Below are 24,837 nucleotides of genomic sequence, written 5' to 3' on the forward strand. Positions count from 1 at the left end.
GCGTACCTACAGATCTTTTACTTGGATTGATGAGAAATGTTGACCTTCTTGCACGTACTGCGCGCCACTCACCACCACGTAGTCGCCATTGTGAAGTTCTGATTCGACACACGCGGTATTCTTACCGAATGACGCCACATTGACAGGCACAGAGATGGCCTGTGAGTTCTTGATGGTGAATACCTGTTCGTTGCCTGACTGGTTAACTATGGATGAATAAGGCAGGCAGAAATTGTCGCTGCTTTCACCCAGTTGTGTGGTGAGGGTAACCGCTTTACCTGGCAACAGACTGAGAGTGTCACCATTTGCTAAATCGTCTAGACGATAGGTCACCGAATAGGTTTGTTTGATTGGATGAGGAAGCGTTGAAATCTCAGTCGCATGACCAGTAATAGACTTCTTTGCGTGATACCAACTGATGGTGGCTTGTTGTTCCGCTTTGAATTGATGAATCAGGTTTTCAGGCACATCAATGGTCACCTCAAGCTGTTCTGGCTTGTGGATAGTGAAAACCGAAACACCCGGCAGCACTTGTTCGTATTGGTCGAAATTAGAAGAAGCCACCACACCATCGAATGGGGCAAGCAGACGAGTGTAGCGAACCGAGTCTTTTGCTCGTCGTATGTTTTGTTCAACCACTTTTACGGCAGCTTCGCTGCGTTCGTAGCCGCTGATCGCTCGGTCTAAGTTCACGTCCGCAATGGCATTGTCATCAATCGCTTGTTTTACGCGAGCTAATTCGGCTTTTGCGAGTTTATGTGCTGATTTGGCTTCTAACGCGCGAGCTCGTAATTCTTCTAACGCCACTTGGTAATCGTGTGGATCTAACTGAGCAATCGCTTGACCCTTTTTCACGCTATCGCCAGTTTTGACTAACAATTCTTGAATGGTGCCGGGAACACGAAAAGCCACACCTGCCGTTTCAACCGATTGAAGTTTGCCTGTGAAGGTTTTGCTGGCTTGTTGAGGTTTCGATTCAAGTTGTACAACTTGAATTGGACGCTCTTCCGTTACTTTGGCTGAATCGGCAGCTGATTCTGTAGAAACAGACTGATTGCAACCGATAAGAGGGAGAAGAGTGGCTGCGAGTAGAGAGTAGCGATAGATGGACATCATGAATTGCTCCTAAATATTGATGGAGCAATTCTATCGAGATGAAGTCTAGAGATAATCAGCGCTAACGGTATAACACTGTCACACTATTCATGACAATAATTAGAGATTTGGTAATTCTTGTAATAAGAAATCAATCAATAATTGGCTGGCGTGGCTGAGTGCTTTGCGTTGTGGATACAACAACCAGGCTTCTTCTTGTTGCATGGTGTGATCAGGAAAAAGATTAATCAGTGAGCCTTCTTTAAGTTCTTGTCTCACCATCAATTGAGGCAATAACGCGATACCTCGATGACGGGCAGACGCACCTTTCACAAAACCAATACTGTCACTAACAATCGACGGTTCTACCTTTACAACTTGGCCTGATATTTCCCATTCCTTATCAACATCACCACTTGGCCAACGGAAACAGACAAACGGAAATTTAGACAGCTCTTCAAGCGTTGTAGGTTTACCTGATTTAGCAATGTATTCAGGGCTAGCAACGAAAATACGCTGCAAATCCATTACCTTACGCGCGACAACATTAGAGTCACTCAAACGACCGCCATGCATTGCAAGGTCTAACCCTTGTCGATACATGTCGATAAAACCGTTACTGATGCTGCGAATATCAAGTTCAATCTCTGGGTAAAGGTCTTGGAATTTGAATAGGGTGGCTTGAACGATGTCACCGGTTTCAGGTAGCAAACCTATCTTGACTCGACCATGTGGTACTTCCAACAAGTTAGAAGCCATGTGATTGGCCTTTTCAAGTGCGCTTAAGGCTTTCAATAGCTCATTGTAATAGAGTTCACCCGATTTAGTGACTGACAAACTGCGTGTGGTGCGAAAGAACAACTGAATGTTTAAAGACTTCTCTAAGTCATTGATACGGCGACTAACGTTCGCTCTTGGCAGGTCTAATGCGTTCGCAGCGGCGGTAAAGCTACCCAGCTCAACCACGGTGGTGAACAATTTAAGATCTTCGATTTTCATTGAAAGGTCCTTCGAACACAGGCTAGGAGTGTTTCGCGGTATCGTATATTAAATGGTATATAAAATCGAAAAAACCAATGAGTAAATACGTACTCATTGGTTTTTATAGGACTTGAATCAAAAACCGTGGGACTAGGTGAGACGGATACTGACAATTGACTGCAAAGTCTAGTTTTAACGGCCTCGGCCATCGACCATCACTACAATGGTCTTAGTAATTATGCTTAGGTCAGCAGCGATCCAAGATTTCATTGAACACAGGCTTAATGCATAACTGTGGTCGAAGCCAACTTTACGACGCACATCTTCAATGCAGGTGTCATAACCTTGGTTTACTTGTGCAAGCCCTGTAATACCAGGCATTACGCCATAAGTTCGGTCAGCAAAGTACGGAATCTCATTCTCTAGCTTGTTGTAAAAAGTTGGGCGTTCTGGGCGAGGGCCAATCAGCGACATTTCACCTTTAAGCACATTGAACAACTGTGGTAGCTCATCAAGACGTGTCTTTCTCAAGAAGCGCCCTACGGGTGTGATTCGTGGGTCATTTTGTGTAGCCCAAACCGCACCAGAACGAGACTCTGCATCTTGATACATGCTGCGGAACTTCATGATCTCAAAGATCTCCATTTTCTCTGGCGTTGATTTACCCACACGAAGTTGACGATAAAAGATTGGGCCTCGTGACGTAAGAACAATGGCTAGTGCTATAAATGGAAACACTGGAGACAAGATAATCAGTGCTAGCAAAGAGCTGACAAAGTCGAACGTACGTTTCGCACGAGAGATTTTGTTTTGGTATAGGTTTTGGTTAGATAGTTGGTCAATGTTTATCATGGTCAGTCCTTAACGATTAGCTCGAGTCCAAGGTGAGTTTTCTAGTCCAAGTAGGTAACGTAAGCCACCAATAAAGTTGGCGTAATGACCAACGACTAAGTATGAAATTAACGAAATAGGTTTAGTTATTAGGCTTTTCGGCAGAATGCATCCCAATAAACCGATGCTGTATACAACAACTTGCGCCCAAAGCAGTACTTCAAATAGCAGGTAGTCTTTAAGCAAAATTGAACACACTAAACACACGATCATTAGGTATGGTGTTAGCAGGCGTAGGCCTTTGCCAGAGAAGAACGCAAAAGCGATGCCTTTAAACTTGGGGCTGAACAAGCCGAACAAACGTATCGCTTGCTGCATGTTGCCTGCTGAAATACGTAAGCGTCGGTTAAAATCAGTCTTTAAATTGGACTCTTCTAGCTCTAACGCGACCATCTGTGTTTCGTATTCTGCGATATAACCTTGTTTAACGATTTGCATAGGTAAAATGAAATCATCATTGATGGTATTTAATGGAAGTAGTTCAAAGAGGTGTGTTCTGAACAAGTAGAAGGCGCCATGAGAACCTAGGCTAGACCCCAGTGATGCCTCACACTGTTTAACGGCTGTTTGATACTGCCAGTAGGTGTTTTCTCCCTCGTTACCTGTTGGGCATAATTGGTATGTTGCATTTACTACACCCACCGCGTCACTTTCAAAGTGAGCAGCTGCAATTAGCAATGCATCCAATGAGATCAGCGCTGAAACATCACTAAGTGCTGTAATGTCGCTAGTAATATTTGTCACTTCATCGTTAACTACGGCCACTTTACCTCTGTTTTGTGTGTGGTCGTGTATCTCAAAATGGATGTCGCTACACATCGCTTCTTGGATGGTCATCTGAGCAATGTCGACGGTTTTATCGGTACAACCATCACAAGCAATGATCACTTCCAACTTCTTCTTTGGATAATCTAACGAAGCGAGATTACGAATCTTGTCTGCCATCCATTGCTCCTCATTAAAAGCGGGCACAAGAATGGTGATAGTAGGAAGTGTGCAGTCTTGTTGTGCCTCTTTATAACAACGAGAACTTTCAGCAACTTGGCGTGCAGGATGGCGTCTCGCATACCAACGCAGCAAAATAGGATAGGCCGCATGATGGTAAATAATCAGCATTCCTGCGAACAAACATAAACCAGAGAGTACCCAATCAATCATGCGTAAGCTCCTTCTGAGATGTCGTCATAAGACGCGACCATTTTAATGATGTCAAAGTTGTTCAGAATATAAGAGCGAGGAGAAAGAAATCTTGCGCGTTCGTTCTCTAACAAGGCATGGCTTAACCCTATAATGCTTCCACTTTTCACTAGCTTACCGCTGATTGGGCATAAGGTTTCATCGACGGCGCCTACATTCATAGCGACGGTAGGGATGTTACATGCTTGAGCCTCAAGCGTTGAAAGCGGTAATCCCTCATGACGTGAAGGTAGGCAGAAAGTATCGAGCGCACCGTAAAAAGTCGTCATGTCATCAACCAATCCAAGAAAGATGACCCGATCGCTCAAATTGAGGTTGTTAGCCAATCGTTCTAATTGTTTGCGTTTAGAACCGTCGCCAGCAAACGCGACGATGGTATTTTTAGGCAGCAGTGCAAGCGCTTGAATCAGTTGATCTTGACCTTTAACGTGCTCCAATCGACCTGCACAACCGATGATGTGTTTGTCTGTCGGCAGGTTTAGACTTGCTCTCGCATGTTCTTTCGAAATTGGCTTAAACTTCTCACAATCAACGCCATTTTTGATGGTAATGATGTTCTCATATGCGAAAGCAGAACGGAGTTGGTTGTAAACACGGGTTGCATCTGCCACCAAAGTGGGGCGAGCGGCTTTAAGCGCTAATGCTTGTAAGCGGCGGCGCTTGTCGTCTTGAAGGTGCCAAGCGTCATGTTCGGTATGGATTCTCGTCGGAACCCCTGATACACGAGCCGCGTAACCTGCGTAGAGCAGAGGACCTATGTGATGCGTGTGTACAACATCAGGGCGGATCCCTCTAAATGCTTTGATGAGCTTTATGATGACGTTGAATTGAACACCGGGCTCTTTGTCTAAAAATACGATTTGATTGTGGTAGGGCTTGAGCTTCGGCCAATTTTTGATGGATTCTTCTTTAGTGCCTTCAAGACTGACGATCAACACTTGATCGGCCGGCTTAGCAAGGCGTAGTAGGTCTAGGGTCAGTGTCTCCAAGCCGCCCGGTGCAAGGTGCTGAACAACATGTATTATCTTTTTGCCATTCTTTGTGAGTTGCTTTCCCATAACTTCGCCCCTTACGCTAACGTTCTAATGTTTCTTTTCAGCTTCCAAAATCGTTCTGAAGTGAACATTGCACGCGGCGTGCCAATTAATTAGTCACTATTTTTCAATGGGATACGATTATTAATCGTTAGGTAGTGATTAATTCTCAAAATGGGAATCAAAACAGAAGGCAAGTACGGAGCTGCGGAAAGAAGGTTGAAGGGTGTGAAACCTTAGGAAGAGCCTGACCTTAATAAGCAATATCAGAAACGAAAACACCAACGTGTTGTTGGTGTTTTCGCATACATGATTAGCTGGTTAACAAAGACCCAACGATTTAACTCATTTTGGGGATAACGGTTATCACGGGAACTCCCAAGATGTCCTCGATCTCGTCTTTGCGCTTAATGGAAGAGTCGAACAGTTCGAATAGTATCGCTAAGCCTGAACCTAGACCAATACCTGCAATTAAACCAGCAAGGATAAACACGAATGTCGGCATGTTAGATTTTATACTCGGCGTAAAGGGTAAATCTATGATCTTCACGCGTTTGTTTTGTTCAAATACACCTAATGAGCCAGTTAACTGCGCCATTTCGTAACGCTCAGTCAGTTCATCATAAAGTTGACGTTTGATATTCACATCACGTTGCAATCGATACATCTCTTTGGCGTTTTCACCAAAGTTATTGGCTTTGTTTTCCAGTTCAAAAATCATGGTGCGAAGGCTTTTTGTTTCTTCTTTTAATGATTCAAAACGTGCGCGAACCAATTGCAAGCTGTGAAGCTGTGTTACTAATAAGGGTTGCGTGTCAGAAAGCTTGTTCAATGTGGTACTACTTGCGATGTCCCACAACTGGTCGTTATTCATGCTTGGTTGTTTTAGTTCTAATAACACCTTTCTTTCATTTTCAAGTCGTTCTAACTCGCGAACTTTTGCCTGCACTGCGCTGTGTTGGTCAGTGTATTTGGCTTGTAACAAAGTCAAAGCGCTACGGATATCGATGATCTGATCTTCTAATCGTCCGATAACAGGGTTCGTTTTTGAAAGTTGTTGGTCTATCGAACCGAGGCTTTTTTGTACGCCTGATAGTTCGGCTTCTTTCTCAGCCAGTGTTTGTTTCAATGAGGCTAATCGATTCAAACTTTGACTCTGAACTTCTGGAGTTGAATGGACGTTTTCGTTCACATACAACGCGAGTGCTTCCTCTGCTTGAGCAAGTTCAGCGCTTCGTTCATCGATGTGAATTTTAAGGAAACTGCTAGAGTCTTGGATAGAAGATCGTTCTGGTGCCAACAACTGCTCAATGAAATGTTCACTGACCGAACGCAGCGTTGCCTCCATGCCAACTGGTGTATCCGAGCTTAAGCTTATCTTTAGGAAGTCTTTCCCTAGTTGTGTGACGGACAAACGCTTAGATAAGTCAGTAATGATCTCTTGTTTTTCGATGTCCGACATATCCGGTGTTGTCAGTTCAAGTTCTTCCGCAACCGAATAGAGCACATGTCGACTGTGTAATAAGGTACGAAGTGCACTCATGCGGTCTTTCAGCATGGTGGATACCGCGATGTCTTCAAGAAAAGGGTTCATCTTAGCCGTTTCTTGAATCAACATACTGGTGTGCGCATCGTATTTGGTTGGGGCTAACTTACTCACACCAAACCCGATGAAAGGAAGAATGAGAATCGGCATCAAGATAACGTAGCGTTGACGCCAAGCCGCATTCAAAAGAAACAACAGTCGTAATTTTAGGTTATTCATAACAGCTCCAACATCCAATGAACGAAGTTACCACGGTTTTTCCAGCTATCTTTTTCGACGACAGAGATGGGAGACTTGTTCATATGGCGTGCATGGTCAAGTGCCCATATCATTTGGCTTGCACTATCTACAGTGGTGACGTGCTCTTGATAGGGAACCAATGCTGGAAACGAAGTGGTTACGATCGGCGTTCCTGCTGCTAGGTATTCCATAAGCTTAAGTGGGCTACAAGCTCGAATCTGCTCGTTATCAACGAACGGTAATAAGCTCACATCCCAGTGCTGCGAATAGCTTGGCAGAGTGTGGTGCGGGCGAGGGCCTAAGTAATGCACATTACTCAACTTTGGTAGCATTAGCGTATCAAGCTCGTTTGGGCCAATGAATACAAAGTCCCATTCAGGCGTTGCACTGGCGACGCGTTCTATCATGTCGTAATCGAGCCACTTTGAAAGGCTGCCGTAGAAACCAGCAATAGGGCGATGACTGCTTAGTAGATCTGCTGCTCGAGGTGCGGGCGTTGAAAAAAGACTCACATCAACACCATGCGGCAAAAGCTGTGTTTTGTCTTCTGGGAACTTAGTCATCAACTTATCGCTAGCTGCAAAGATTAGATCTGCTTTTTCTATTAGCTCTGATTCATGCTTGGCTACCGTGTTGTGATCGACACCAGCCAACGCACTAAAATCATCACCACAGTAATAAACCACCGATGACTCACCTAAGTGCCCACACAAATCAACCGCTGTCGGAAGGGAGGTCCATAGAATCGGCGCTTCAAGTTTGAGTTCAGTAATGATCGGTTTTAACTGATGTAACATCATAAACTTGGCTAGCTTTCTTGAGATTGCGGAGTCTGGTGCGGGTATTGTTTTTAAGTTAACGACTGTAATGTTATCGTGCCCCTTAGAATCAAGCATATTCTGCGTTACCGCTTTAGTCTTACCAAACAACTTGTTGAACGCTCGTGTTGCATCTTTTGCCGACAGCTTCGGTTGTCTTAAACCAATCGAGTTCACCCATAACACTTTATGGCGCAGTGCCAAATGACGCACTAGATGTTGTGTTGATGATGGAAGGCCTCCGAAGTCCTCTCCGAATACAATGAGATCACGCATGGTCACCTCCATGAGTTTCTAATGAATCAAATACGTCGGATTCGGTCACTTCTACTGACTTTATCTCTCCTACGACTCGAGCAGGGTTACCCGCCGCTATAGCAAAAGCAGGGATACTTTTCGTTACGACACTGCCGGCAGCAACCACAGCGCCTTCACCAATGGTGACTCCGCCTTTTACCGTAACATTTGTGCCTAGCCATACATCTTGTTCAAGAATGATATCGCCGATTTGTTGTGGGTCGTCGCCTTCACCTTGAGCTCGGCGTTTCGCGTCAAGAGGGTGGCCAGAATAACCAAACAGGAATGCACCGCCTGCAATACGCACGTTATCTGAGATGATTACGCGCTTACCGACTGCAATCGTTGACTGCCAACCGATGTCGACATTGTTACCAATGGACAACAGTGGGTGCTCTAAACCTTCTAGTGGTTGGGTACATCCAGAAAATGTTGTGTGGCCAGACACTCGACAATCATCGCCGATAGAAATTTGTAGTGGGCCACTCACGAACGGAAGACCGCCATACAGATATAAACGTTTACCACATTGGGCGACTCGTCCTTTGAATGCCGGCGTCCAATAACAAAAGCGCGTAACCCCGCCGATGATGTTCACAATAAGTTTGTGTACTTGGTATAGAGCGCGATTGAAAATTTGTGGGGTCGGTAATTCTGCACTTCTGATATTTTTCAAAATGAAAAACACATTCCGAATTCGAGAATTAGGGTGAAACTTAAGCCAATGTTTGAATTGGTGGATAGATGCTGACGTCATAATGAAAATCCTTTTGTATTGTTATATAGGAGTACTTTCATATACTGTGCCATAAACTAATTTATTATTTTTCAATGGTTTAAAGTTTGGCTTTTAGCTTTTCTCATTTTGACAAGCAGTTTGGGATACGTTGGAAACACATACAGTGAGTGCAGCGAGGATGTAAATGGGCCAATTGAAGCCTTGAGTTAGGAAGGTTCCCGACACAATAGTACCGATAAGGCCAGCGTAAACCGCGTAAGCGACAGCGTTAAGTTCCGGTGGCACATGTGTCGTACAGTTTGAAAGCCTTGCGAGAGTGGCGCGAGAGGTTTTAATCAGTGAGACAATCAGAATGACAAAAACAATCAGGCCGATGAAGCCCGTTTCGGCTAAAACGCCAAACCAAGTACTGTGCACTGCGTGATTCAGACCGTCCCAATGAGAGCTGTAAAAGAAGTAGTTAGAGAAGAAGTTGTTTAGCCCAACGCCGGTCAGTGGATTGTCTATCGCCATTTTTATCGCTGCTTCCCATGCGTAGATTCTACCCATGGCGGATTCATCGATGCCTTGTTCGGCTGCGCCGCCGGACGCTCGATCGGAGATTCCCGCAACCAAGTAAAGCACAACGGCTGCGACTGAACCTAACGAAATCAACAAGACTTTAGAACGAACTAGCTTCCAAGCAAAGATACCAATCACAGCGATACACCCCAATAATCCACCACGGCTTTGAGTCGCTATAATTGCTGCAAGCAACAAAACACACACTAAAGCGCTGATAATTCGTTTGAAATAAGAAATACCCGGTGTACTTGCTTGGCTGATTGTGAAGGCGAGTGGAAACATAAGTACCAGCGACAGATCGTTCGGGTCACCGAGCATAGAACCAAAATCTCGTCCTATGGTGACCCTTGAACCTTCAACCAATCCTATACCGTTTATGGAGTTGTAGACCGCAATCGCACTGACTAAGGCTCCGGCGTAGATGATAGTCATCGCCGTTTTTGCCAAATTCTCTGTGGTATTCACGAGCCAAGCAATCGCGAGGGTCATGACAATGATCTTCCAATAAACGCCCGTGAATTCTGCTAATGCAATAGGTCTATTCGAGGCAAAAACAACCCCTATGGTGGTTAAAACCCAGAATATCGCAAGCCAATTGAATGAATGGTGCCAAAAGATCTTCAGTTCTCTACTGACCAGTGAATGCCATAAAAGGGCTGACAGAGCGCCCATCGATAACAACAAAGGTATTTTAAGCGGATAAAGCTGTGGTAACGCCTCATGAATACGGAAGAACGAAAACACCACAAACAAAAGTACAAACCAAAATGCTTTGTTGATAACGAATAGAGCACCTAAAGGAATAAAAGCGAGGACAATAACAACAACTGGGTGAGGGACCAGATACCAAGCAACGCCGATAATCAGGCTCAGGAAAGAGAGCCCGACAATCAACGGTATTCGATTCACTTGGTCTCGCATTGTATTTTCCTTCACCTAGCTAACTTCCAACTAAATAAAGTAATAGCAAGGTGAATGCCAGATATGTTTTAGATTTAACTGACTGTATTTAATGGCTATTTTAACTAAGGGAATTGCCTGTTTGAGCGTAATTCAAAATGAGAATCAAATTGGCAGCGGTATGAGTTAAAGATTATTCCCGGAGGTATGCGGAGTTGAAGACGTTTAGTTACCGTAGCACGCCAATATTTGTGGAATGACTGCTTGGGGGGAGTACTGTTCAATAATCGTGTTTCTAGCCTTTTGGCTCATGACGTATTTTTCTTGGCTAGAAAGGCCAAGCCATTCAATTAAGCATGTTTGTAGTTGTGTTTCGTTTTGTGCGACATAGCCGTTGGTTTGATGTTTAATCAACTGTGGAAGATTGCCAACGTTTGTTGCGATAACAGGTATTCCACGCGCCATGGCTTCGAGCGCTGCCATGGGTAACCCTTCGTATCTGGATGGAATAACCAAAACATCAATGGTTTGCCATGCACTACTCATGTTGGTTTGATGACCATGAAACGTGAGATTTTTGCAGTTACTGCTTTCTAACGCTTGTCTTTCCGGACCATCACCAAATAGATGAAAATGGTGAGCAGGGTTAGCTTGAGCAAGCGTAACAAATCGGTCTGGTGCCTTTTCATGACTTAAGCGACCAACGAATCCAACGTGATAAGTCGAATCGGTAATCTGCATATCGTCAGAAACGTTAGGTAAGAGTGAATGTTCAGGAATCGCAATGAAATTATTGAGTAGGGTGCTTTTCGAAGGGAGCTTCTCTTTAATTTTATCGCTTACCACCAATGAGTGATCAGAAATCACGCTCGTGTATCGATCTAAAAAGTCATAGAGCCACACTTTTCCAGTTGGAGTTTCGCCTGCGTGATAGGTTGATATTTGACGTGGTTTATCGGAACTACTCGTCGTTAACTTGGCCAGCTTAGCGACAATACTCGCTTTGTAACCATGAGCATGGATGTGTGATGGTTGGAATTGACCAATAGCCAGTTTCAGCTGTGACAAGGCATTACCTTGACTTGGTGCGATATCGCTAAGATGACAAAAAGGGAGTTTAAGTTGAGTCAAACGAGTGATGATAGGGGGAAGAGGCTGGAACTTGGTAAGCAGTATCACTCGTGCTTTACGTTGATGCTCAATCAAGCCTGACGCTAACTCAATGACATGGGTTTCGATTCCTCCAAAGGTTTGGCTGTCGATTAACAGCCAAATCTCTTGTGGCTCAGGGTTTGTAATCTCCTGAGCCTGAACAGAATGGTTTTGGTTAAGCCCTTCAAGGTTAGGCTTGATTGTACTCATCTTCCGATTCCCAAGCCTGTTTCTTACGATAAACCGTAGAAGGGCTGAGCTCCAATAGCACGGCTGCATTCAACACGTTGCCATCGCAATGATTAATCGCATGTTGAATGGCTTCACGTTCAATCTGCCACATTGGGCGAATCGCACCTTCGGTGGTTGTGAACGCAGGTGTCATCAGTTCGCTTTGAACTTGAGGTGCTGATGTCTGTTCCAACTCTTCAGGTGTGATAGGTGGCAGTTTCGTTTCGGTTACAGGAGCAGGGGCGTTAACAGCTACTGGCGCAACGTTTCTAATTGGTGTCACACTCTTTGGCTTTGTGCTTTCCGCTTTATTAATTGGAGGAGGCAGCATGTCTTTGGTTACGCTTGTTTCATTATTCAACACCACGATGTTACGAATGATGTTTTGCAATTGACGAACATTACCTGGCCATGTGTAGCGTTTAAGAAGCGCTTGAGTCTCTTTGTCGATAGATTTGAATTTCTTCTTGTCTTGTTTTGCGTACAGCTTCAAGAAGTGATTAGACAGGGTGACAATGTCACTTCCTCTTTCACGCAATGGTGGCATCTCGATAGGAACGACATGCACGCGGTAGTAGAGGTCTTCACGGAATCGACCTTCTTCTACTTCGACTAATGGATCTCGGTTCGTTGCACAGATGATTCTGACATCGACTTTAATTTCGCGGTTACCGCCCAATGGCGTGAAAGTACCGGTTTGTAGGAATCTAAGAAGCTTTTTCTGCATCTCCAATTCCATTTCACAAAGCTCATCAAGAAACAGTGTGCCACCATGCGCTTGCATTGCTGTGCCTTTACGGTCTGTTGTTGCACCGGTAAACGCACCTTTAACGTGGCCAAAAATCTCACTTTCCATCAAGTCACGAGGAATCGCGCCACAGTTAATAGCTACGAAAGGCTTGTCGCCACGTTGACTCTCTTGGTGAATGGCTTCAGCACATACTTCTTTACCTGTACCACTTTCGCCATTGATGAACACGCTAGCAGTGGTAGGGGCAACGGAATCAATGATCTTGTAGACGGCTTGCATTGGTAAGCACGAACCAATGAAGTTATGAAAACGCTCTCGGTCGAATTTGCTTTGAATGTTGTCGACAAGGTTTTCGAGCTTGGCTCTGCGTAGATGCAAACGCACAGACGTTTTTAAACGGTCGGCTTGAATGGGTTTTTCTAAAAAGTCTTCTGCACCGCGCTGAATGAGGTCTACGGCGATATTTACCGAGCCGTGCGCCGTTGCGATGATAACAGCCGTTGGAATGTCGTTTTCGCTGATCCAATCCAAAACTTCTTCTCCCGGCATGTCGGGGAGTTTCAAATCTAGAATAACCAGCTGTGGAGAATGTCTTTCAATAAATGTTTTGGCTTCCGCACCTGTCTCGACATGAAATATGTCGTAGGGCTCGTCTTTAACGTACTGTTTGTACAGTACGGCGAGGGAGGTGGAGTCTTCAACTAACAATACTTTAGGGCGCATTGTGTATTCCTTTTGAAACTTTATCCAAACCAATCAATAACATAGTGACATGTAACCATCAATACGATTCGAATGTAATTGTTATCTACCGCATGCAATCTCTTAATATCACTTTGTGTTGTGGGAGTGCGCTGTGAATAGATACATGAGCTGTGAGAAAACGATCAGCTGAATCCCACTTCTTTTCTTTCAAGTAGGGCTTTGATTGAGCGGTCTGCAAGTTCGAGCAACTCATCAACTCGAAGAAACGCTTCGTCATGTTGCTGCTCTAAACATTGTTGCTCTAAAGCACGTGATAACTCGCCCAATGGACGGTTACCTAACGAAAGCGCAGTACTGCCGAGAGTATGTACCTCGAACTCGAGTGTTTGAGCGTCTCGATTACTTGTTGCTTCTCTAATCGCCACCAAGCGAGTTTGTGATTCCGCCACGTAATGGTCGATTAATATGGGGATGATGTCCGCACTGGTGTCCCGAATCATTTGCTCCAGAACGCTTTCATCAACAAGCTCGAGGTCTACTTGGTTAGTTACATTTTGAGGTGAGTCTGACGTTAAAGTCGAATTCATCAAACGAAGTCCTTTTGTTAAGTCGTAATCCAATACGTCTGCTTGAGCTTAATATCCATAGGTACAATTAAGTTTTAGTCATTTTCTAGAATAATTTCAACTGCTTGCCTTAAAAACTATCGCATTGAATTGTGCTGATAGACGTTTTCGAACACTCAAGCTATGGATGTAACAAGTTGATTTTACGTGTTTTTACTTATGAAATATGAACTTAAGTGTCTAACAAACGATTCGCAAAGAGGAGCGGCGTTAGAAAAGGTTGAACAAAACAAAAGGCCACTGCATCAAATCAATACAGTGGCCTTGGTTAAGTTGGTACGTAGAATCCAGTTACGATAACGGTTAGATTCTGTCCAATTAAAGTAAAATAGCGTTTAGGCTAAGAAGCTTTATCAATCTTTGGCTTTGGGGAAGGCTCTACATCTTCCTCGCTATTTTCAGAGAAGATATCCGCTACAGCACTTCTCTCAAGTTCACCTTTAAGATTGCCTTCCTCATCGACAACAGGAAGAGAGTAGTCACAAGACATGGTGTCTGGCAGTACTTCTTCAATCACCGCATCAGGCAGAACCGCTGGCACTTCTTCATATATCTCATCGCTGAAGTCGTGCACCGTTGAATCTTCTACCGCATCTTGCAGGCTCTCTTTGGTCACAAGCCCTTGATAACCATCATCAGTTACGTGGTATGCGTAATCGTGTTTAAGCATCTTCATTTGCGCTAGCGCGCCTTCAATGGTTTCTGCTGTGATTCGGTATAAAGGAGGCTGCATCACGGTTTCTACAGTCAGGGCTCGAGCACGGTTAACGTCTTTTACGAACGCTTCGACGTAATCATCGGCAGGGTTCAACAGAATCTCATGTGGGGTACCTTGTTGTACTAACTCACCGTCTTTAAGGATTGCGATTCGGTCACCTAAACGTAGAGCTTCGTCCAAGTCATGGGTGATAAAAACAATCGTCTTATGAAGCTTTTCTTGAAGCTCGATAAGTTGATCTTGCATTTCACTACGAATCAAAGGATCGAGAGCCGAGAAAGCTTCATCCATCAGCAAGATTTCAGCGTTAGTACACAGAGCACGTGACAAGCCGACACGTTGTTGTTGACCGCCAGAAAGTTGGGCAGGGTACTGATTACCGTAGCCTTTCAGACCCACAGTCTCTAACCACTCGTTGGCTTTCGCTAAACGATCTTCTTTCTTTATTCCTTGAACTTCCAATCCGTATGCAACGTTTTCGACCACAGTTCGGTGAGGCATTAGGCCAAAGCGCTGGAATACCATCGACATTTTATGACGGCGGAACTCTTCCAGTTCTTTAGTGTTGAGGCTCATTACATCAATGCCTTCAACCGTGATTTTGCCTTCAGTTGGGTCAATCAAACGGTTGAAGTGTCGAATCAAGGTCGACTTACCAGAACCTGAAAGGCCCATGATTACGAAGATTTCGCCACGATTGATTTCGAGGTTAATCTCTTTCAAACCAACGGTGTGGCCAGTATCTGCAAGAATCTCGTCTTTGTGTTCACCGTTCTTAACTCGGTTCATCACAGACTGCGGCTTAGGGCCAAACACTTTAAACAGGCCACTAATTTCGATTAATGGTTTAGTCATGTTTGAATCCTCCTAGGTGCGCATTGGTTCTTCGCGCATAAGCCTGTGAAGCTCGGTCAAATAGAATCGCAAGTGCCACGATGGCAAAACCGTTCATTAAGCCCAAAGTGAAGTATTGGTTGGTAATGGATTTAAGAACCGGTTGGCCTAAGCCTTTAACACCAATCATAGACGCAATAACCACCATCGACAGTGCCATCATGATAGTTTGGTTGATGCCCGCCATAATCGTTGGCATGGCTAGCGGTAATTGAACACCCCACAAACGCTGTTTCTTGCTTGCACCGAATGCGGTTGCCGCTTCTAACACTTCTTTATCAACCAAGCGGATACCTAAGTTAGTTAGGCGAATTACAGGAGGGATTGCGTAGATAACTACAGCGATTAGGCCTGGGATTTTACCGATACCAAGCAGCATAACCACTGGGATCAGGTAAACGAATGCAGGCATAGTCTGCATGATATCGAGTAACGGTGTCACGACGGATTGCACACGATTAGAACGTGCCATCGCAATACCAATCGGGATACCGAGGAAAATCGAGACTAGGGTACACACAGTGATGATACTGAGTGTACGCATTGTATCTTCCCACATTCCAAAGTAACCAATGAGAAGCAGTGAAACGACACAACCTAATGCGAGTTTCCATGATCGGCTCGCGGCGTACACCAAAGCAGTACACACACCAAGAACGATCAGCCATGGAGTAGAAATGAGGAGTTTTTCAAACCAAACAAGGAAAGAGAGAAGAGGGTCAAATAATGATTCAATCGTTTCGCCGTATTCACGGGAAAATTCGCGGTAAGCACCATCTAGCGCTTTTTTTATTGCTCGTAAATCAGAGCGTTCCATCTCTGGAAAGCTTGATAACCAATTGCTGTCGGCCATTTTATATCCTTATAGTTCGGAGTAACTTGTCCTTACCATTCGTTGAATATGAGTAAGAACAAGGCTCCGAATTATGAATAACATCAAGTATAGCGACGTTATTTCCGTTTTAGTGAAGTCTAGTTTTTGCTGAAATATAGCTAGTTTTAAAATCTAGCAGTTACAGCTCAGCTTCAATTTTCTTAGCGACTTCGTCTGAAACCCATGGGTGCCATACTTCTGGGAACTCGCTTAAGAAATGTATACTCGCTTCTTCACCATCGGCTTGGTTGTCTTCCATCCAAGCAAGAAGAGCGTTCATTTTGTCGTTGGTGAAACCACGTTTTGTAAAGTAGTCATACGCTTCCGGTGCGCGTGACGCGAAACTTTCAGTGGTAATAGTGTGGACAGGTGAAGGCGGGTACATGGTCGCTTTTGGTGATTCACAGCCTTCTTGAGTCGTACAGTTGATGAACTCTTCTTTATCAACGCCACTGCCAAAGTCAACTTTCACCATGTCGTACTTACCAAGAACCGCAGTCGGTGCCCAGTAGTAACCAAACCAAGCTTCTTCACGTTCGTAAGCTTTCGCGATAGAACCAGATAAACCGGCACTCGAGCCTGGGTCAACAATAGTAAAGCCACTGTCTTCTAGGTTAAGTGCGTCAAACAAGTTAGCGGCACTGATTTGACAGTTCCAACCTGCTGGGCAGCTGTAAAATGCGGATGTATCTGGGTCTTCAGGGTGCTTAAACAAAGATGCGTTTTTACGTACACCTTCAATGGTTGCCATTTCTGGGTTTTGTTTAACGAGGTAGGCTGGAACCCAGAAACCTTCTTCACCACCATTCACAAGTGCTTTACCTGCGTAGCGAAGACGTTTTTCTTCAACACCTTTATCCAGGGCATCTTTCAGGCTGTTACTCCAAAGTTCTGGTGCAACATCCGGTTGGCCTTTCTCAATCATCGACGTCCCAGTTGGCATTGTGTCGCCAGGGATAAGTTCAGCATCACAACCGTATCCGTGTTCTAGGATAAATTGGTCAATGTTGGCGATTAAAGTTGCAGAGTTCCAGTTCATGTCTGCGATTGTTACGCTGCCACATTCTCCAGCGTTAGCATGACCACTGGCTGCTGCAACAAACAAAAATACGGAGCTTAACTTGTATTTCATATTGAGTTTCCTTTCTCTTTAATAATACAACCAAGCTAATCAAGGTCTGTTGATTAACTAAATTGCTCGATGGTGATCCTTTCCGTGTATTTGAACCATTTGAGCAGAAGGAGGGACGGCGGGAGTATGAGTAGGTAAACCAACAAAGCATAAAGTGTGATTTGCTTGATTTATCCACTGTGTTTCACAGCCATCGGATAACTTTGTCAAACTATTACAAATTCGTCAAAAACCACCTCTGTTTATAATCTTAGGGAATAATCGTACGAATTCCATCTTTGATGCGATTTACATGGCGCTTTAACAGTCTGTGTCACATTACTGCGAAAGTTAGGCTTGGGGCTGTTGATCTTTGAATGGAATTGAAGGTGGTAAGACCATAATTGGCGTGTGTGAAATGCGTTGAATGTTCTTAAAAATCTTATTTTTAGCATTAATTTCGTCAAAAATAGCAAACTAAGATTTGCTCAGACAGAACGCAAGTTGCTTCTAACGCTAACCAGAGTGGGGGCTGTCACTTTTAAAATGACAGTGTGCATACTTTATAGCAGAAGCTACATTGGTAGGTTCAAAAACTCATTTTGATAAAGTTTGTTGGCTAAGCGATCACGAAGCTTAGACGGCAGAAACTTCATTCGATTGATTTGTCGAATCAGTTCCTGCGCAAAGCTTGGGTTACTCTTCATGTTCATTACACAACCCATCAGTGAAATGCTTTGTGCATCGAGAAGCTTCTTGGCTTGCTCTAGGTGATGACTCGACGTTTCACCATAAGCAACGACAAGTAACGCACAATCACACGCGCTTGCAACAGATTGAGCAGGAATATTGCCTTTGTTGATATTAAGCAATGGTGACGTATCAATGACGACACGGTCGTATTTGCTTAACCACTGAGTCACGGCTTTTTTAAGCGTCGCTGGATCTTTGTAAGCTAACTGAGTTGATGCAACTTGTGGAGCAGGGACACCAATAAACGTTCGTTGAGACTCTACGTGCTCAATAAGCTGCGCTGTGTGTTCTTCTTCAAGCATATGCAAGTTCTTAAACGCAGAGTTGAAAAGGTTGAGGTCAACATACAAGGTAGAGTGACCCGCTAACAAGAAGCGTTCGGCCAATGCTGTTGCGATAGATGTTACGCCGTCACCTGAATGGCAAGCCGTCACACAGATTGAGCGTTGTCCATTCAATTCAGAAGCTAAGTACAGTTGTTCAACTTCGGCATGCGTTGCTGAAATAGTCATTATAACGCTCCTATTAACACGATGGTGGTGGTAATACGTAGGATGTCATCTAAGCCAACACGAGCTTTCTCAATAAAGCTTTCACGACGATCTGGAATGTAAATCGTATCACCTGCACGTAACACTGGTAGGTTGTATATGTTCGCCGTTTTACTGAACTCAACAAGGTCGAAGGTACGAGCTTGGCCTTGGCAACAAGACATGTTCACAATGGTAATCTTCTCCACATAAGCATTGTCAGTAGGGCCTGCTGCTTCTGCCAAGATATCTAAGATAGTCATGTTGTCGTTAAACACGTAACGACCCGGGTTGTTGATTGCGCCCAGTACTCGAACCGTTTCTTCTTTGGGTGTATCTAACCAGTTTTTGCCTTTCTCAGGTATGTAGATGGTATCGCCAGTGGTAACGTTTGGCAGCAAGGATTCATCACCGGTTTCGAAGTACAGTGATAGGTTTAACTTACTGACTTGAGAGTAGGTTTTATCACGGTGTGTGACACGTACATTGTGTATGTCGGCATCTTTGGTTGGGCCATCGGCTGCAGACAAGATATCTAGAAAGTGCATATCTTTGGTGAAGCGGTAACGACCAGGTGCATTCACTTGCCCGAAGATGTAGATTGACGCATCTGAGCTTTGACGAACCCATTGTGATTTATTGTCCGAAGGATCTTGTGGTAAGTCGTGAACACGCACAATAGAACCAGCGCGAATTTGAGGCATTTGGTCACGTGGCGCACCATTGCGGATAAAATCATCTAGGTTAAACACGACTAGCTTTCTACCCGTCACAACTTCAATTTTCGAGGTGTCAGCACGCAGTGTAGGGCCACCGACATGAGCGAGTAATCCCATAAAGTTCATTTCATCTGACCATTCAATACGACCAGGTCGGTTCACCTCACCAATAACATTAACTGCTCTGTCTGGCGTAATCTTCAACCAAGACTTCTCATTCATGTCAGTTTTCTCAGGAACAAAAATCGCATCGCCAGCTTTGATGCTTGGTGGGTTAGAGTTAGGTAGGCCTTCTGTATAAGCCGCTAGATCAAACTTAAGCACTCTGCCATCTGCTTTGATTACACGGATTTGTCGTGACTCTGCGAATCGAGTTGGCCCGCCTGCGTTGGCAAGGATATCCATGAAGGTCGCGTCTCGTTTGCCTTCGAAAGCGCCGGGAGCAGCAACTTCACCCATTACGTAAACCATGTTCGCACCCGATTTAATCTCTTCTTCTTGTTTCGGTACAAAAATGGTTGAGCCGGGTTGCAGAGTTGGCAATAAGCTTTCATCCCCAGAATCTAGGTAGCGCTTAAGGTTGAATAGAGTAGGTGTGTTGTTCGATATCACGCGAATTTGCTCGACGCTGGCATAACGGGTCACACCACCAGAGCGCATCAGCACATCAACTAGGTCAGTGTTTTCTTTGTAAGTAAACGAACCCGGTGCATTCACCTCACCAAACACTTTGATGGCGTTCCGAGAATCCGCACTGTCACCAGAGTTAGCAAGTTTTGCTGCGTCAAACTCTTGCTCGATGTTGCCTACTAGTGGAGAAGCTGGAACAAACAGAGAGTCTAAAGATTGCAGTGTCGGTAGGTTAGCTTCGTCACCGGAATCTAGAAAACGTTTGTAGTTGAACTCTTTTTTGTCGGCACCACGTTTTAAGATCAGTTTGTCTAGCTGTGCCCCCGGACGTAAACCGCCAGCCGCATACAACGCCATTTGGATACTAGAACCCAATGCCAGTGTGTATTCGCCCGGCTGTTGTACATAGCCTTGAACATAAATGATGATTTGCTGCTCTTTCACATACACAGATGCATTCGACAGATCTTTATAAGCCGTAGACAGAGCCTCTAGGACAACTTTGTTGAGCTGCTCAGTATCGTAACCTGCAACGAATACTGTTCCGACTTCTGGAAGAGTGATACGTCCACGTTTATCAACTTGAAAGCCAGTGTTTAGGCTGCTTTCGCCGGGAACATTAACTTGGATAAGGTCACCGACTTGCACAGCGTCTGAAAACTCGTCATTAGCTTGAACAAAACTCGCAAAGAAAAGAGAGAATGTGATGAACAATGTTATTAATGTTTTCATAGTGCACCTCCCATCTTCGCTGCGTTCTTAGGCGAGATAATTTCAATGCTCACTCGGCGGTTAGTCAGAAGAGTACCTGCGGTTTCACCCTCAAAAAGCGGTACCGTTTCACCCACAGACACAGCCTTGATTCGCTGTGGGCTAAGTCCAAAGATGGTGAGGTAACGTTCAACCTGTTTTGCTCGCCCAAGAGCTAACTTATCGTTGTACTCTTCAGTGCCTGTCGCATCTGCGTGCCCAGTAACAATTAAGTCTAACGATTTGTTTTCTTTTAGAATGTAAGACGCTTCAGCCAGTTTTCCCATGTACTTAGGATTCACTTCGGTAGAGTCTTGAGCGAATTGGTTATCAACATTTAACAAGTCATACAGTTGTTCAATCACAGACAACTGCATACGGAATTGGTTTTCATTTTTAGGAGGTTCGCAGCGAGCTTGCGAGGTAACATAGTCGAGTTGGACTTCAAGTTCGTTAAGGCGTTTTCTTTGAATAACAAGGTCGTTGGCAGCATCCAATAGAAGACCACCTTGTAGTTCTCGTGCGATACGATTTTGCTTTTCTATGGCTTGAACAACGGCAGCAGGGAAGCACCAGCGAGCACCTTCTTGGATCAAGGCATCTAAATGTAGTTTTGCTAGTTGCCAATCAAAACGTAGTCCGTGTTCAGGACCAAGCGGCTCATCGGGCATGACAGGAGAGAAGTCAGAGTTCTGATAATTAATCGAGTCGTAACTTTCTGCTAAACCTCCGGTGCCTTGTTCTGGGTAACTTGTGCAACCCAGAACTAGGACAGACAGAGAAAGGGCTATGTAGTTTTTAAGTTTTTTCATGCCAACGTCCTTTGTTTTTTCTTTTTATTATTATTTTTAGTTACTTCTAGCTTAGTGGATCTTCATGAATTAGTAGGATTTTTTGAGTTAACAGGGATAGCGTGGCCAATACGCAGTAGATTCATAATTTCTAGTGGCTGACCTGATACGTTTTCCAAGCGCATATTTCTTTCACGTTCAGTTAGGCGTTTGAACATATAAACAATCGCGCCTACACCTGAAGAGTCCAAAAACTGCACTTCACTGAAATCGACTTCGATCTCTTGGTGACCATCATTTGAAATCACATCGTCAATGTCTGTCTGTGCATCGCGGCTACCCGCTGCGTCTAAATCACCGAAAATAGAAAGAGTCAGCGTTGTTGTGTTTAGGTCAATTTTGCGTAATTCCATAATGATATCTCCTTGAATGCATGAGTTTAGAATTGCACTGAATGTGCCAACTTTTATATTGCTTATTTTCAATTAGTTAGAGTTTTTCTTTGGGTGGGTGTCATATTGAGAAACGCCACTTCTCAATATGAGAAGTAAAAATGAATGAATTTTTGAGAGTCACAATTGATTGATATTGCGAATGAAACGCTAAGTTAAATAAGACTGAAGATTGGATCGCATCTCTAAGGAAATCTCACGTACCGTAATTCGAGACCACATAGGATAAAAATACTTGAAGGAAAAAGTACTCGAGTAAATAGCAGATCAAAACAGAAAGCGGATAGGGAGTAGATGATGAGATTAACCAAATTGGCGGTTGCAACACTCTTGGCATTTTCATTGCCATCTCACTCATCTTATTTACCGCCTGAACAGTTAGTATTAGCCAATACCTATAAACAAGGAATAGATGTCTCTGAGTATTGGACGAGTGAGAAACTCGATGGTATTCGAGCCTTATGGGATGGAAAGCATTTTTATACAAGAAATGGTAATCGAATTTACGCACCAAAGTGGTTTACAGAGAGCTTGCCACAAGTGCACTTAGAGGGAGAGCTGTGGGCTGGACGAGGGAAATTCCATCTTGTTCAATCTACTGTGTTAGATCACACACCTAGCGATAACGCTTGGCGACAGATCGACTTCATGCTCTTCGATATGCCAGGTGCAGCCGGAGATTACCAAAAGCGTTATTACAACATATTGCATTGGGTGAGCGTAATCGATGAGTCACACGTCGGTTATGTTGAACATTCACCCATAAAGAATGAAGAAGCGTTGTTTCACCAACTAGACAACGTAGATGAGCGACACGGCGAGGGTTTGATGCTTCGCAAGATCACTAGCCGTTATCAAGCAGGTCGCAGCAATGACTTATTAAAACTCAAAAGACACCATGATGCTGAAGCCACTGTGATTGGTTATAAAACAGGGACGGGCAAATACAAAGGAATGATGGGCTCAATCTTAGTTCACAACGAGCAGGGCGTAGAGTTTTACATTGGCAGCGGGTTTACTGACAAAATGAGATTGTCGCCACCCGAGATTGGTAGTCGTATTACTTTTCGCTACAACGGCCTGACTCAAAACGGAAAGCCAAAGTTTGCAAGGTTTGTCAGAGAGAAGAGTGACTATTGAGTTGTTTAATCATTTGATTTTAATAATTTAGAAAGCAAAAGAGCCCTGATGATCAGAGCTCTTTTTTGTTTTATGTTTTATGTTTTAGCGGGTTCCACCAATGCTAGTTATGACAATTGTTTCTGGCTAGATTATCGAGAACTGAATTCCAGTTGTACTTCATCACTTTGTTTATGCATCCAATGAAGGCGCATACCAAGCATGGTCGCCGCTGAAGATAAACCAATAATGAAGCCAACCCAGAAACCATGTGCTCCCATAGGCTCAACAATCCAATCTGTCATTCCTAAGATGTAGCCGATAGGAAGACCAAGCAACCAGTAAGCCACAAAGGTAATATTAAAGATCGAACGCATATCTTTGTAGCCACGCAAAGCACCTGCAGCGATAACTTGAATGGCGTCGGTACATTGATAAACCGCTGCGAACAACAGTAATTGCATTGCAACGGTAATTACCGCGGTATTCTCTGTGTACAGTAATGAAACCTGCTCTCTGAAAATTGCCGTCAATGCTGCCGTCATTAATGCAGTCACTAAACCAACAATGATACCCACGTGTGTCGCGATCTTCGCACCTTCGGTATTATTTTCACCTAGCTTATGGCCAACACGAATACTCACGGCGGCACCAATACTCATTGGAATCATGAAGACCAGTGAAGAGAAGTTGATCGCGACTTGGTGCGCGGCAACAATCAATGAGCCAAGTGGGGCAACCAACAAGGAAACAACGGCAAACAAGGTTACCTCGAAGAAGATAGCCGCTGCGACAGGAAAGCCAAGTCTAAACAGGCGAATTTGAGCTTTAAGTTGCGGCTTATGGAACGTACCGAAGATGTTGATTTTCGCTAAACGTTTTGAAGTTAAAACGTAAGCGAACAGCAGTGCAAACATCACCCAGTACACGATAGCCGTTGCAACGCCACAGCCAACACCACCCAGTGCAGGAGCACCCAGTTTTCCGTATACGAACATCCAGTTAAGCGGGATGTTTAATAGCAAGCCAATAAAACCAATCACCATTGCAGGCTTAGTTAAAGACATTCCATCGGTAAAACTTCTCAAGGTTTGGAACAGTAAGAAAGCAGGTACAGCAAACATCACCGCATTCATATAGCCGATGGTTTTTTCCGCCATGAGTTGTTCAATGTCCATCCACTCCAATATCAATTGTGTCTGGAACAGTACGCCAATGATTGGAAGGGAGATGACGAGCGCTAAAAATGCGCCTTGTTGAATTTCAAATGGAATTTTTACTTGTCGACCAGAACCATTCAGTTGTGCAACGACAGGAACCAACGCCATCAATAGGCCAACACCAAATAGGATTGATGGTAGCCAGATACTTGCTGCAATCGAAACCGCCGCCATATCGATAGCACTTACGCCACCGGCCATTACGGTATCAACGAAACCCATACCAGTTTGTGCAACGGATGCGATCAATACTGGGGTCGCAAGTTTGATTAGATTCGAGGATTCTTCTTTGTAACGATGCACAAACAACTCCAAATAAGAGGGAAAATTAGAATAATAGTGTAGGAAAGGACATTCTGAAGGAATCAGAGACAATGATCTTAAGCTTCCACTGGACGAATCATAAAGAAATGTCACAATAACTGCTATGAAAAACTGTTATTAGGGCGTATTGATCTTTCGAGCTGATTTTTGCAGCGAGTTGCTGGGGATTTATACAAGGCAGAGGC

The 24,837-nt window shown here is 44.2% G+C and carries 21 protein-coding genes; 1 reads left to right on the forward strand and 20 read right to left on the reverse strand.

All coding sequences use genetic code 11. The features are described 5' to 3' along the window. Positions 1 to 6 precede the first annotated feature (6 nt). From OCV12_RS08140 to OCV12_RS08230, 19 genes are all read right to left on the reverse strand, one after another. On the reverse strand, positions 7 to 1,116 hold the full coding sequence (locus OCV12_RS08140) for an efflux RND transporter periplasmic adaptor subunit (protein ID WP_261885901.1): 1,110 nt from the start codon (positions 1,114 to 1,116) through the stop codon (positions 7 to 9). Between the two features lie 99 nt (positions 1,117 to 1,215). Further along, a complete protein-coding gene (locus OCV12_RS08145) occupies positions 1,216 to 2,094 on the reverse strand; it encodes a LysR family transcriptional regulator (RefSeq protein ID WP_213865072.1) in 879 nt (292 codons plus the stop codon). A gap of 174 nt (positions 2,095 to 2,268) precedes the next feature. Then, entirely contained in the window at positions 2,269 to 2,928 is a 660-nt protein-coding gene (locus tag OCV12_RS08150; protein ID WP_261885902.1) for a sugar transferase, read from the reverse strand. 9 nt (positions 2,929 to 2,937) lie between these two features. Next, the gene (locus OCV12_RS08155) at positions 2,938 to 4,125 is read right to left on the reverse strand and encodes a glycosyltransferase family 2 protein (protein WP_261885903.1); all 1,188 of its coding nucleotides are present in this window, start codon (positions 4,123 to 4,125) and stop codon (positions 2,938 to 2,940) included. After that, positions 4,122 to 5,222, reverse strand: coding sequence for a glycosyltransferase (locus OCV12_RS08160; protein WP_261885904.1), 1,101 nt, complete (start codon positions 5,220 to 5,222; stop codon positions 4,122 to 4,124). Before OCV12_RS08160 ends, OCV12_RS08155 begins: the two co-directional genes overlap by 4 nt. 316 nt (positions 5,223 to 5,538) lie before the next feature. Next, on the reverse strand, positions 5,539 to 6,963 hold the full coding sequence (locus tag OCV12_RS08165) for a GumC family protein (RefSeq protein ID WP_261885905.1): 1,425 nt from the start codon (positions 6,961 to 6,963) through the stop codon (positions 5,539 to 5,541). Beyond that, on the reverse strand, positions 6,960 to 8,078 hold the full coding sequence (locus OCV12_RS08170; protein ID WP_261885906.1) for a glycosyltransferase: 1,119 nt from the start codon (positions 8,076 to 8,078) through the stop codon (positions 6,960 to 6,962). The genes OCV12_RS08165 and OCV12_RS08170 overlap by 4 nt, the downstream gene beginning before the upstream one ends. Continuing rightward, a complete protein-coding gene (locus OCV12_RS08175) occupies positions 8,071 to 8,856 on the reverse strand; it encodes an acyltransferase (protein ID WP_261885907.1) in 786 nt (261 codons plus the stop codon). The genes OCV12_RS08170 and OCV12_RS08175 overlap by 8 nt, the downstream gene beginning before the upstream one ends. Before the next feature lie 93 nt (positions 8,857 to 8,949). Next, positions 8,950 to 10,323: an O-antigen ligase family protein gene (locus OCV12_RS08180; protein ID WP_123309766.1), complete on the reverse strand. Its 1,374-nt coding sequence runs from the start codon at positions 10,321 to 10,323 to the stop codon at positions 8,950 to 8,952. Between the two features lie 204 nt (positions 10,324 to 10,527). After that, the gene (locus tag OCV12_RS08185) at positions 10,528 to 11,664 is read right to left on the reverse strand and encodes a glycosyltransferase family 4 protein (RefSeq protein ID WP_261885908.1); all 1,137 of its coding nucleotides are present in this window, start codon (positions 11,662 to 11,664) and stop codon (positions 10,528 to 10,530) included. Next, positions 11,645 to 13,159 carry a sigma-54-dependent transcriptional regulator gene (locus tag OCV12_RS08190; RefSeq protein WP_261885909.1) on the reverse strand — a complete coding sequence of 505 codons (1,515 nt, stop codon included), beginning with the start codon at positions 13,157 to 13,159 and terminating at the stop codon, positions 11,645 to 11,647. The genes OCV12_RS08185 and OCV12_RS08190 overlap by 20 nt, the downstream gene beginning before the upstream one ends. A gap of 164 nt (positions 13,160 to 13,323) precedes the next feature. Further along, complete coding sequence (locus tag OCV12_RS08195; RefSeq protein WP_176681214.1) at positions 13,324 to 13,728, reverse strand: Hpt domain-containing protein; 405 nt, start codon at positions 13,726 to 13,728, stop codon at positions 13,324 to 13,326. Between the two features lie 379 nt (positions 13,729 to 14,107). Continuing rightward, a complete protein-coding gene (locus OCV12_RS08200; protein WP_048665010.1) occupies positions 14,108 to 15,340 on the reverse strand; it encodes a quaternary amine ABC transporter ATP-binding protein in 1,233 nt (410 codons plus the stop codon). Continuing rightward, positions 15,333 to 16,232 (reverse strand): ABC transporter permease, encoded by a 900-nt coding sequence (locus tag OCV12_RS08205; RefSeq protein ID WP_048658707.1) that lies wholly within the window; start codon positions 16,230 to 16,232, stop codon positions 15,333 to 15,335. Before OCV12_RS08205 ends, OCV12_RS08200 begins: the two co-directional genes overlap by 8 nt. 160 nt (positions 16,233 to 16,392) lie before the next feature. After that, on the reverse strand, positions 16,393 to 17,385 hold the full coding sequence (locus OCV12_RS08210; RefSeq protein ID WP_261885910.1) for an ABC transporter substrate-binding protein: 993 nt from the start codon (positions 17,383 to 17,385) through the stop codon (positions 16,393 to 16,395). Positions 17,386 to 17,939: 554 nt separating this feature from the next. Further along, a complete protein-coding gene (locus tag OCV12_RS08215; protein WP_048658709.1) occupies positions 17,940 to 18,629 on the reverse strand; it encodes a P-loop NTPase family protein in 690 nt (229 codons plus the stop codon). Then, on the reverse strand, positions 18,629 to 20,728 hold the full coding sequence (locus tag OCV12_RS08220) for an SLBB domain-containing protein (protein ID WP_261885911.1): 2,100 nt from the start codon (positions 20,726 to 20,728) through the stop codon (positions 18,629 to 18,631). Before OCV12_RS08220 ends, OCV12_RS08215 begins: the two co-directional genes overlap by 1 nt. Beyond that, positions 20,725 to 21,558 (reverse strand): OmpA family protein, encoded by an 834-nt coding sequence (locus OCV12_RS08225; RefSeq protein WP_176681211.1) that lies wholly within the window; start codon positions 21,556 to 21,558, stop codon positions 20,725 to 20,727. The genes OCV12_RS08220 and OCV12_RS08225 overlap by 4 nt, the downstream gene beginning before the upstream one ends. 62 nt (positions 21,559 to 21,620) lie before the next feature. Beyond that, the gene (locus OCV12_RS08230) at positions 21,621 to 21,950 is read right to left on the reverse strand and encodes an STAS domain-containing protein (RefSeq protein WP_019823092.1); all 330 of its coding nucleotides are present in this window, start codon (positions 21,948 to 21,950) and stop codon (positions 21,621 to 21,623) included. Between the two features lie 336 nt (positions 21,951 to 22,286). Between OCV12_RS08230 and OCV12_RS08235 the strand changes: the two genes are divergently transcribed. After that, complete coding sequence (locus OCV12_RS08235) at positions 22,287 to 23,129, forward strand: DNA ligase (protein WP_261885912.1); 843 nt, start codon at positions 22,287 to 22,289, stop codon at positions 23,127 to 23,129. A 131-nt stretch (positions 23,130 to 23,260) separates the two neighbouring features. On the opposite strand, the gene OCV12_RS08240 is transcribed toward OCV12_RS08235, so the two are convergent. Then, on the reverse strand, positions 23,261 to 24,631 hold the full coding sequence (locus OCV12_RS08240; RefSeq protein ID WP_176681209.1) for an MATE family efflux transporter: 1,371 nt from the start codon (positions 24,629 to 24,631) through the stop codon (positions 23,261 to 23,263). Between the last annotated feature and the right edge of the window lie 206 nt (positions 24,632 to 24,837).

The sequence above is a fragment of the Vibrio pomeroyi genome (assembly GCF_024347595.1).
Lineage (GTDB): Bacteria > Pseudomonadota > Gammaproteobacteria > Enterobacterales > Vibrionaceae > Vibrio > Vibrio pomeroyi.

Bases quoted from the DNA above. Each gene is read 5' to 3' on its own strand.
- OCV12_RS08175 (WP_261885907.1), bottom strand. From the start codon at position 8,856: ATGACGTCAGCATCTATCCACCAATTCAAACATTGGCTTAAGTTTCAC.
- OCV12_RS08230 (WP_019823092.1), bottom strand. From the start codon at position 21,950: ATGGAATTACGCAAAATTGACCTAAACACAACAACGCTGACTCTTTCT.
- OCV12_RS08180 (WP_123309766.1), bottom strand. From the start codon at position 10,323: ATGCGAGACCAAGTGAATCGAATACCGTTGATTGTCGGGCTCTCTTTC.
- OCV12_RS08140 (WP_261885901.1), bottom strand. From the start codon at position 1,116: ATGATGTCCATCTATCGCTACTCTCTACTCGCAGCCACTCTTCTCCCT.
- OCV12_RS08190 (WP_261885909.1), bottom strand. From the start codon at position 13,159: ATGCGCCCTAAAGTATTGTTAGTTGAAGACTCCACCTCCCTCGCCGTA.
- OCV12_RS08150 (WP_261885902.1), bottom strand. From the start codon at position 2,928: ATGATAAACATTGACCAACTATCTAACCAAAACCTATACCAAAACAAA.
- OCV12_RS08235 (WP_261885912.1), top strand. From the start codon at position 22,287: ATGAGATTAACCAAATTGGCGGTTGCAACACTCTTGGCATTTTCATTG.
- OCV12_RS08155 (WP_261885903.1), bottom strand. From the start codon at position 4,125: ATGATTGATTGGGTACTCTCTGGTTTATGTTTGTTCGCAGGAATGCTG.
- OCV12_RS08195 (WP_176681214.1), bottom strand. From the start codon at position 13,728: ATGAATTCGACTTTAACGTCAGACTCACCTCAAAATGTAACTAACCAA.
- OCV12_RS08170 (WP_261885906.1), bottom strand. From the start codon at position 8,078: ATGCGTGATCTCATTGTATTCGGAGAGGACTTCGGAGGCCTTCCATCA.
- OCV12_RS08165 (WP_261885905.1), bottom strand. From the start codon at position 6,963: ATGAATAACCTAAAATTACGACTGTTGTTTCTTTTGAATGCGGCTTGG.
- OCV12_RS08220 (WP_261885911.1), bottom strand. From the start codon at position 20,728: ATGAAAACATTAATAACATTGTTCATCACATTCTCTCTTTTCTTTGCG.
- OCV12_RS08200 (WP_048665010.1), bottom strand. From the start codon at position 15,340: ATGACTAAACCATTAATCGAAATTAGTGGCCTGTTTAAAGTGTTTGGC.
- OCV12_RS08205 (WP_048658707.1), bottom strand. From the start codon at position 16,232: ATGGCCGACAGCAATTGGTTATCAAGCTTTCCAGAGATGGAACGCTCT.
- OCV12_RS08215 (WP_048658709.1), bottom strand. From the start codon at position 18,629: ATGACTATTTCAGCAACGCATGCCGAAGTTGAACAACTGTACTTAGCT.
- OCV12_RS08185 (WP_261885908.1), bottom strand. From the start codon at position 11,664: ATGAGTACAATCAAGCCTAACCTTGAAGGGCTTAACCAAAACCATTCT.
- OCV12_RS08225 (WP_176681211.1), bottom strand. From the start codon at position 21,558: ATGAAAAAACTTAAAAACTACATAGCCCTTTCTCTGTCTGTCCTAGTT.
- OCV12_RS08145 (WP_213865072.1), bottom strand. From the start codon at position 2,094: ATGAAAATCGAAGATCTTAAATTGTTCACCACCGTGGTTGAGCTGGGT.
- OCV12_RS08210 (WP_261885910.1), bottom strand. From the start codon at position 17,385: ATGAAATACAAGTTAAGCTCCGTATTTTTGTTTGTTGCAGCAGCCAGT.
- OCV12_RS08160 (WP_261885904.1), bottom strand. From the start codon at position 5,222: ATGGGAAAGCAACTCACAAAGAATGGCAAAAAGATAATACATGTTGTT.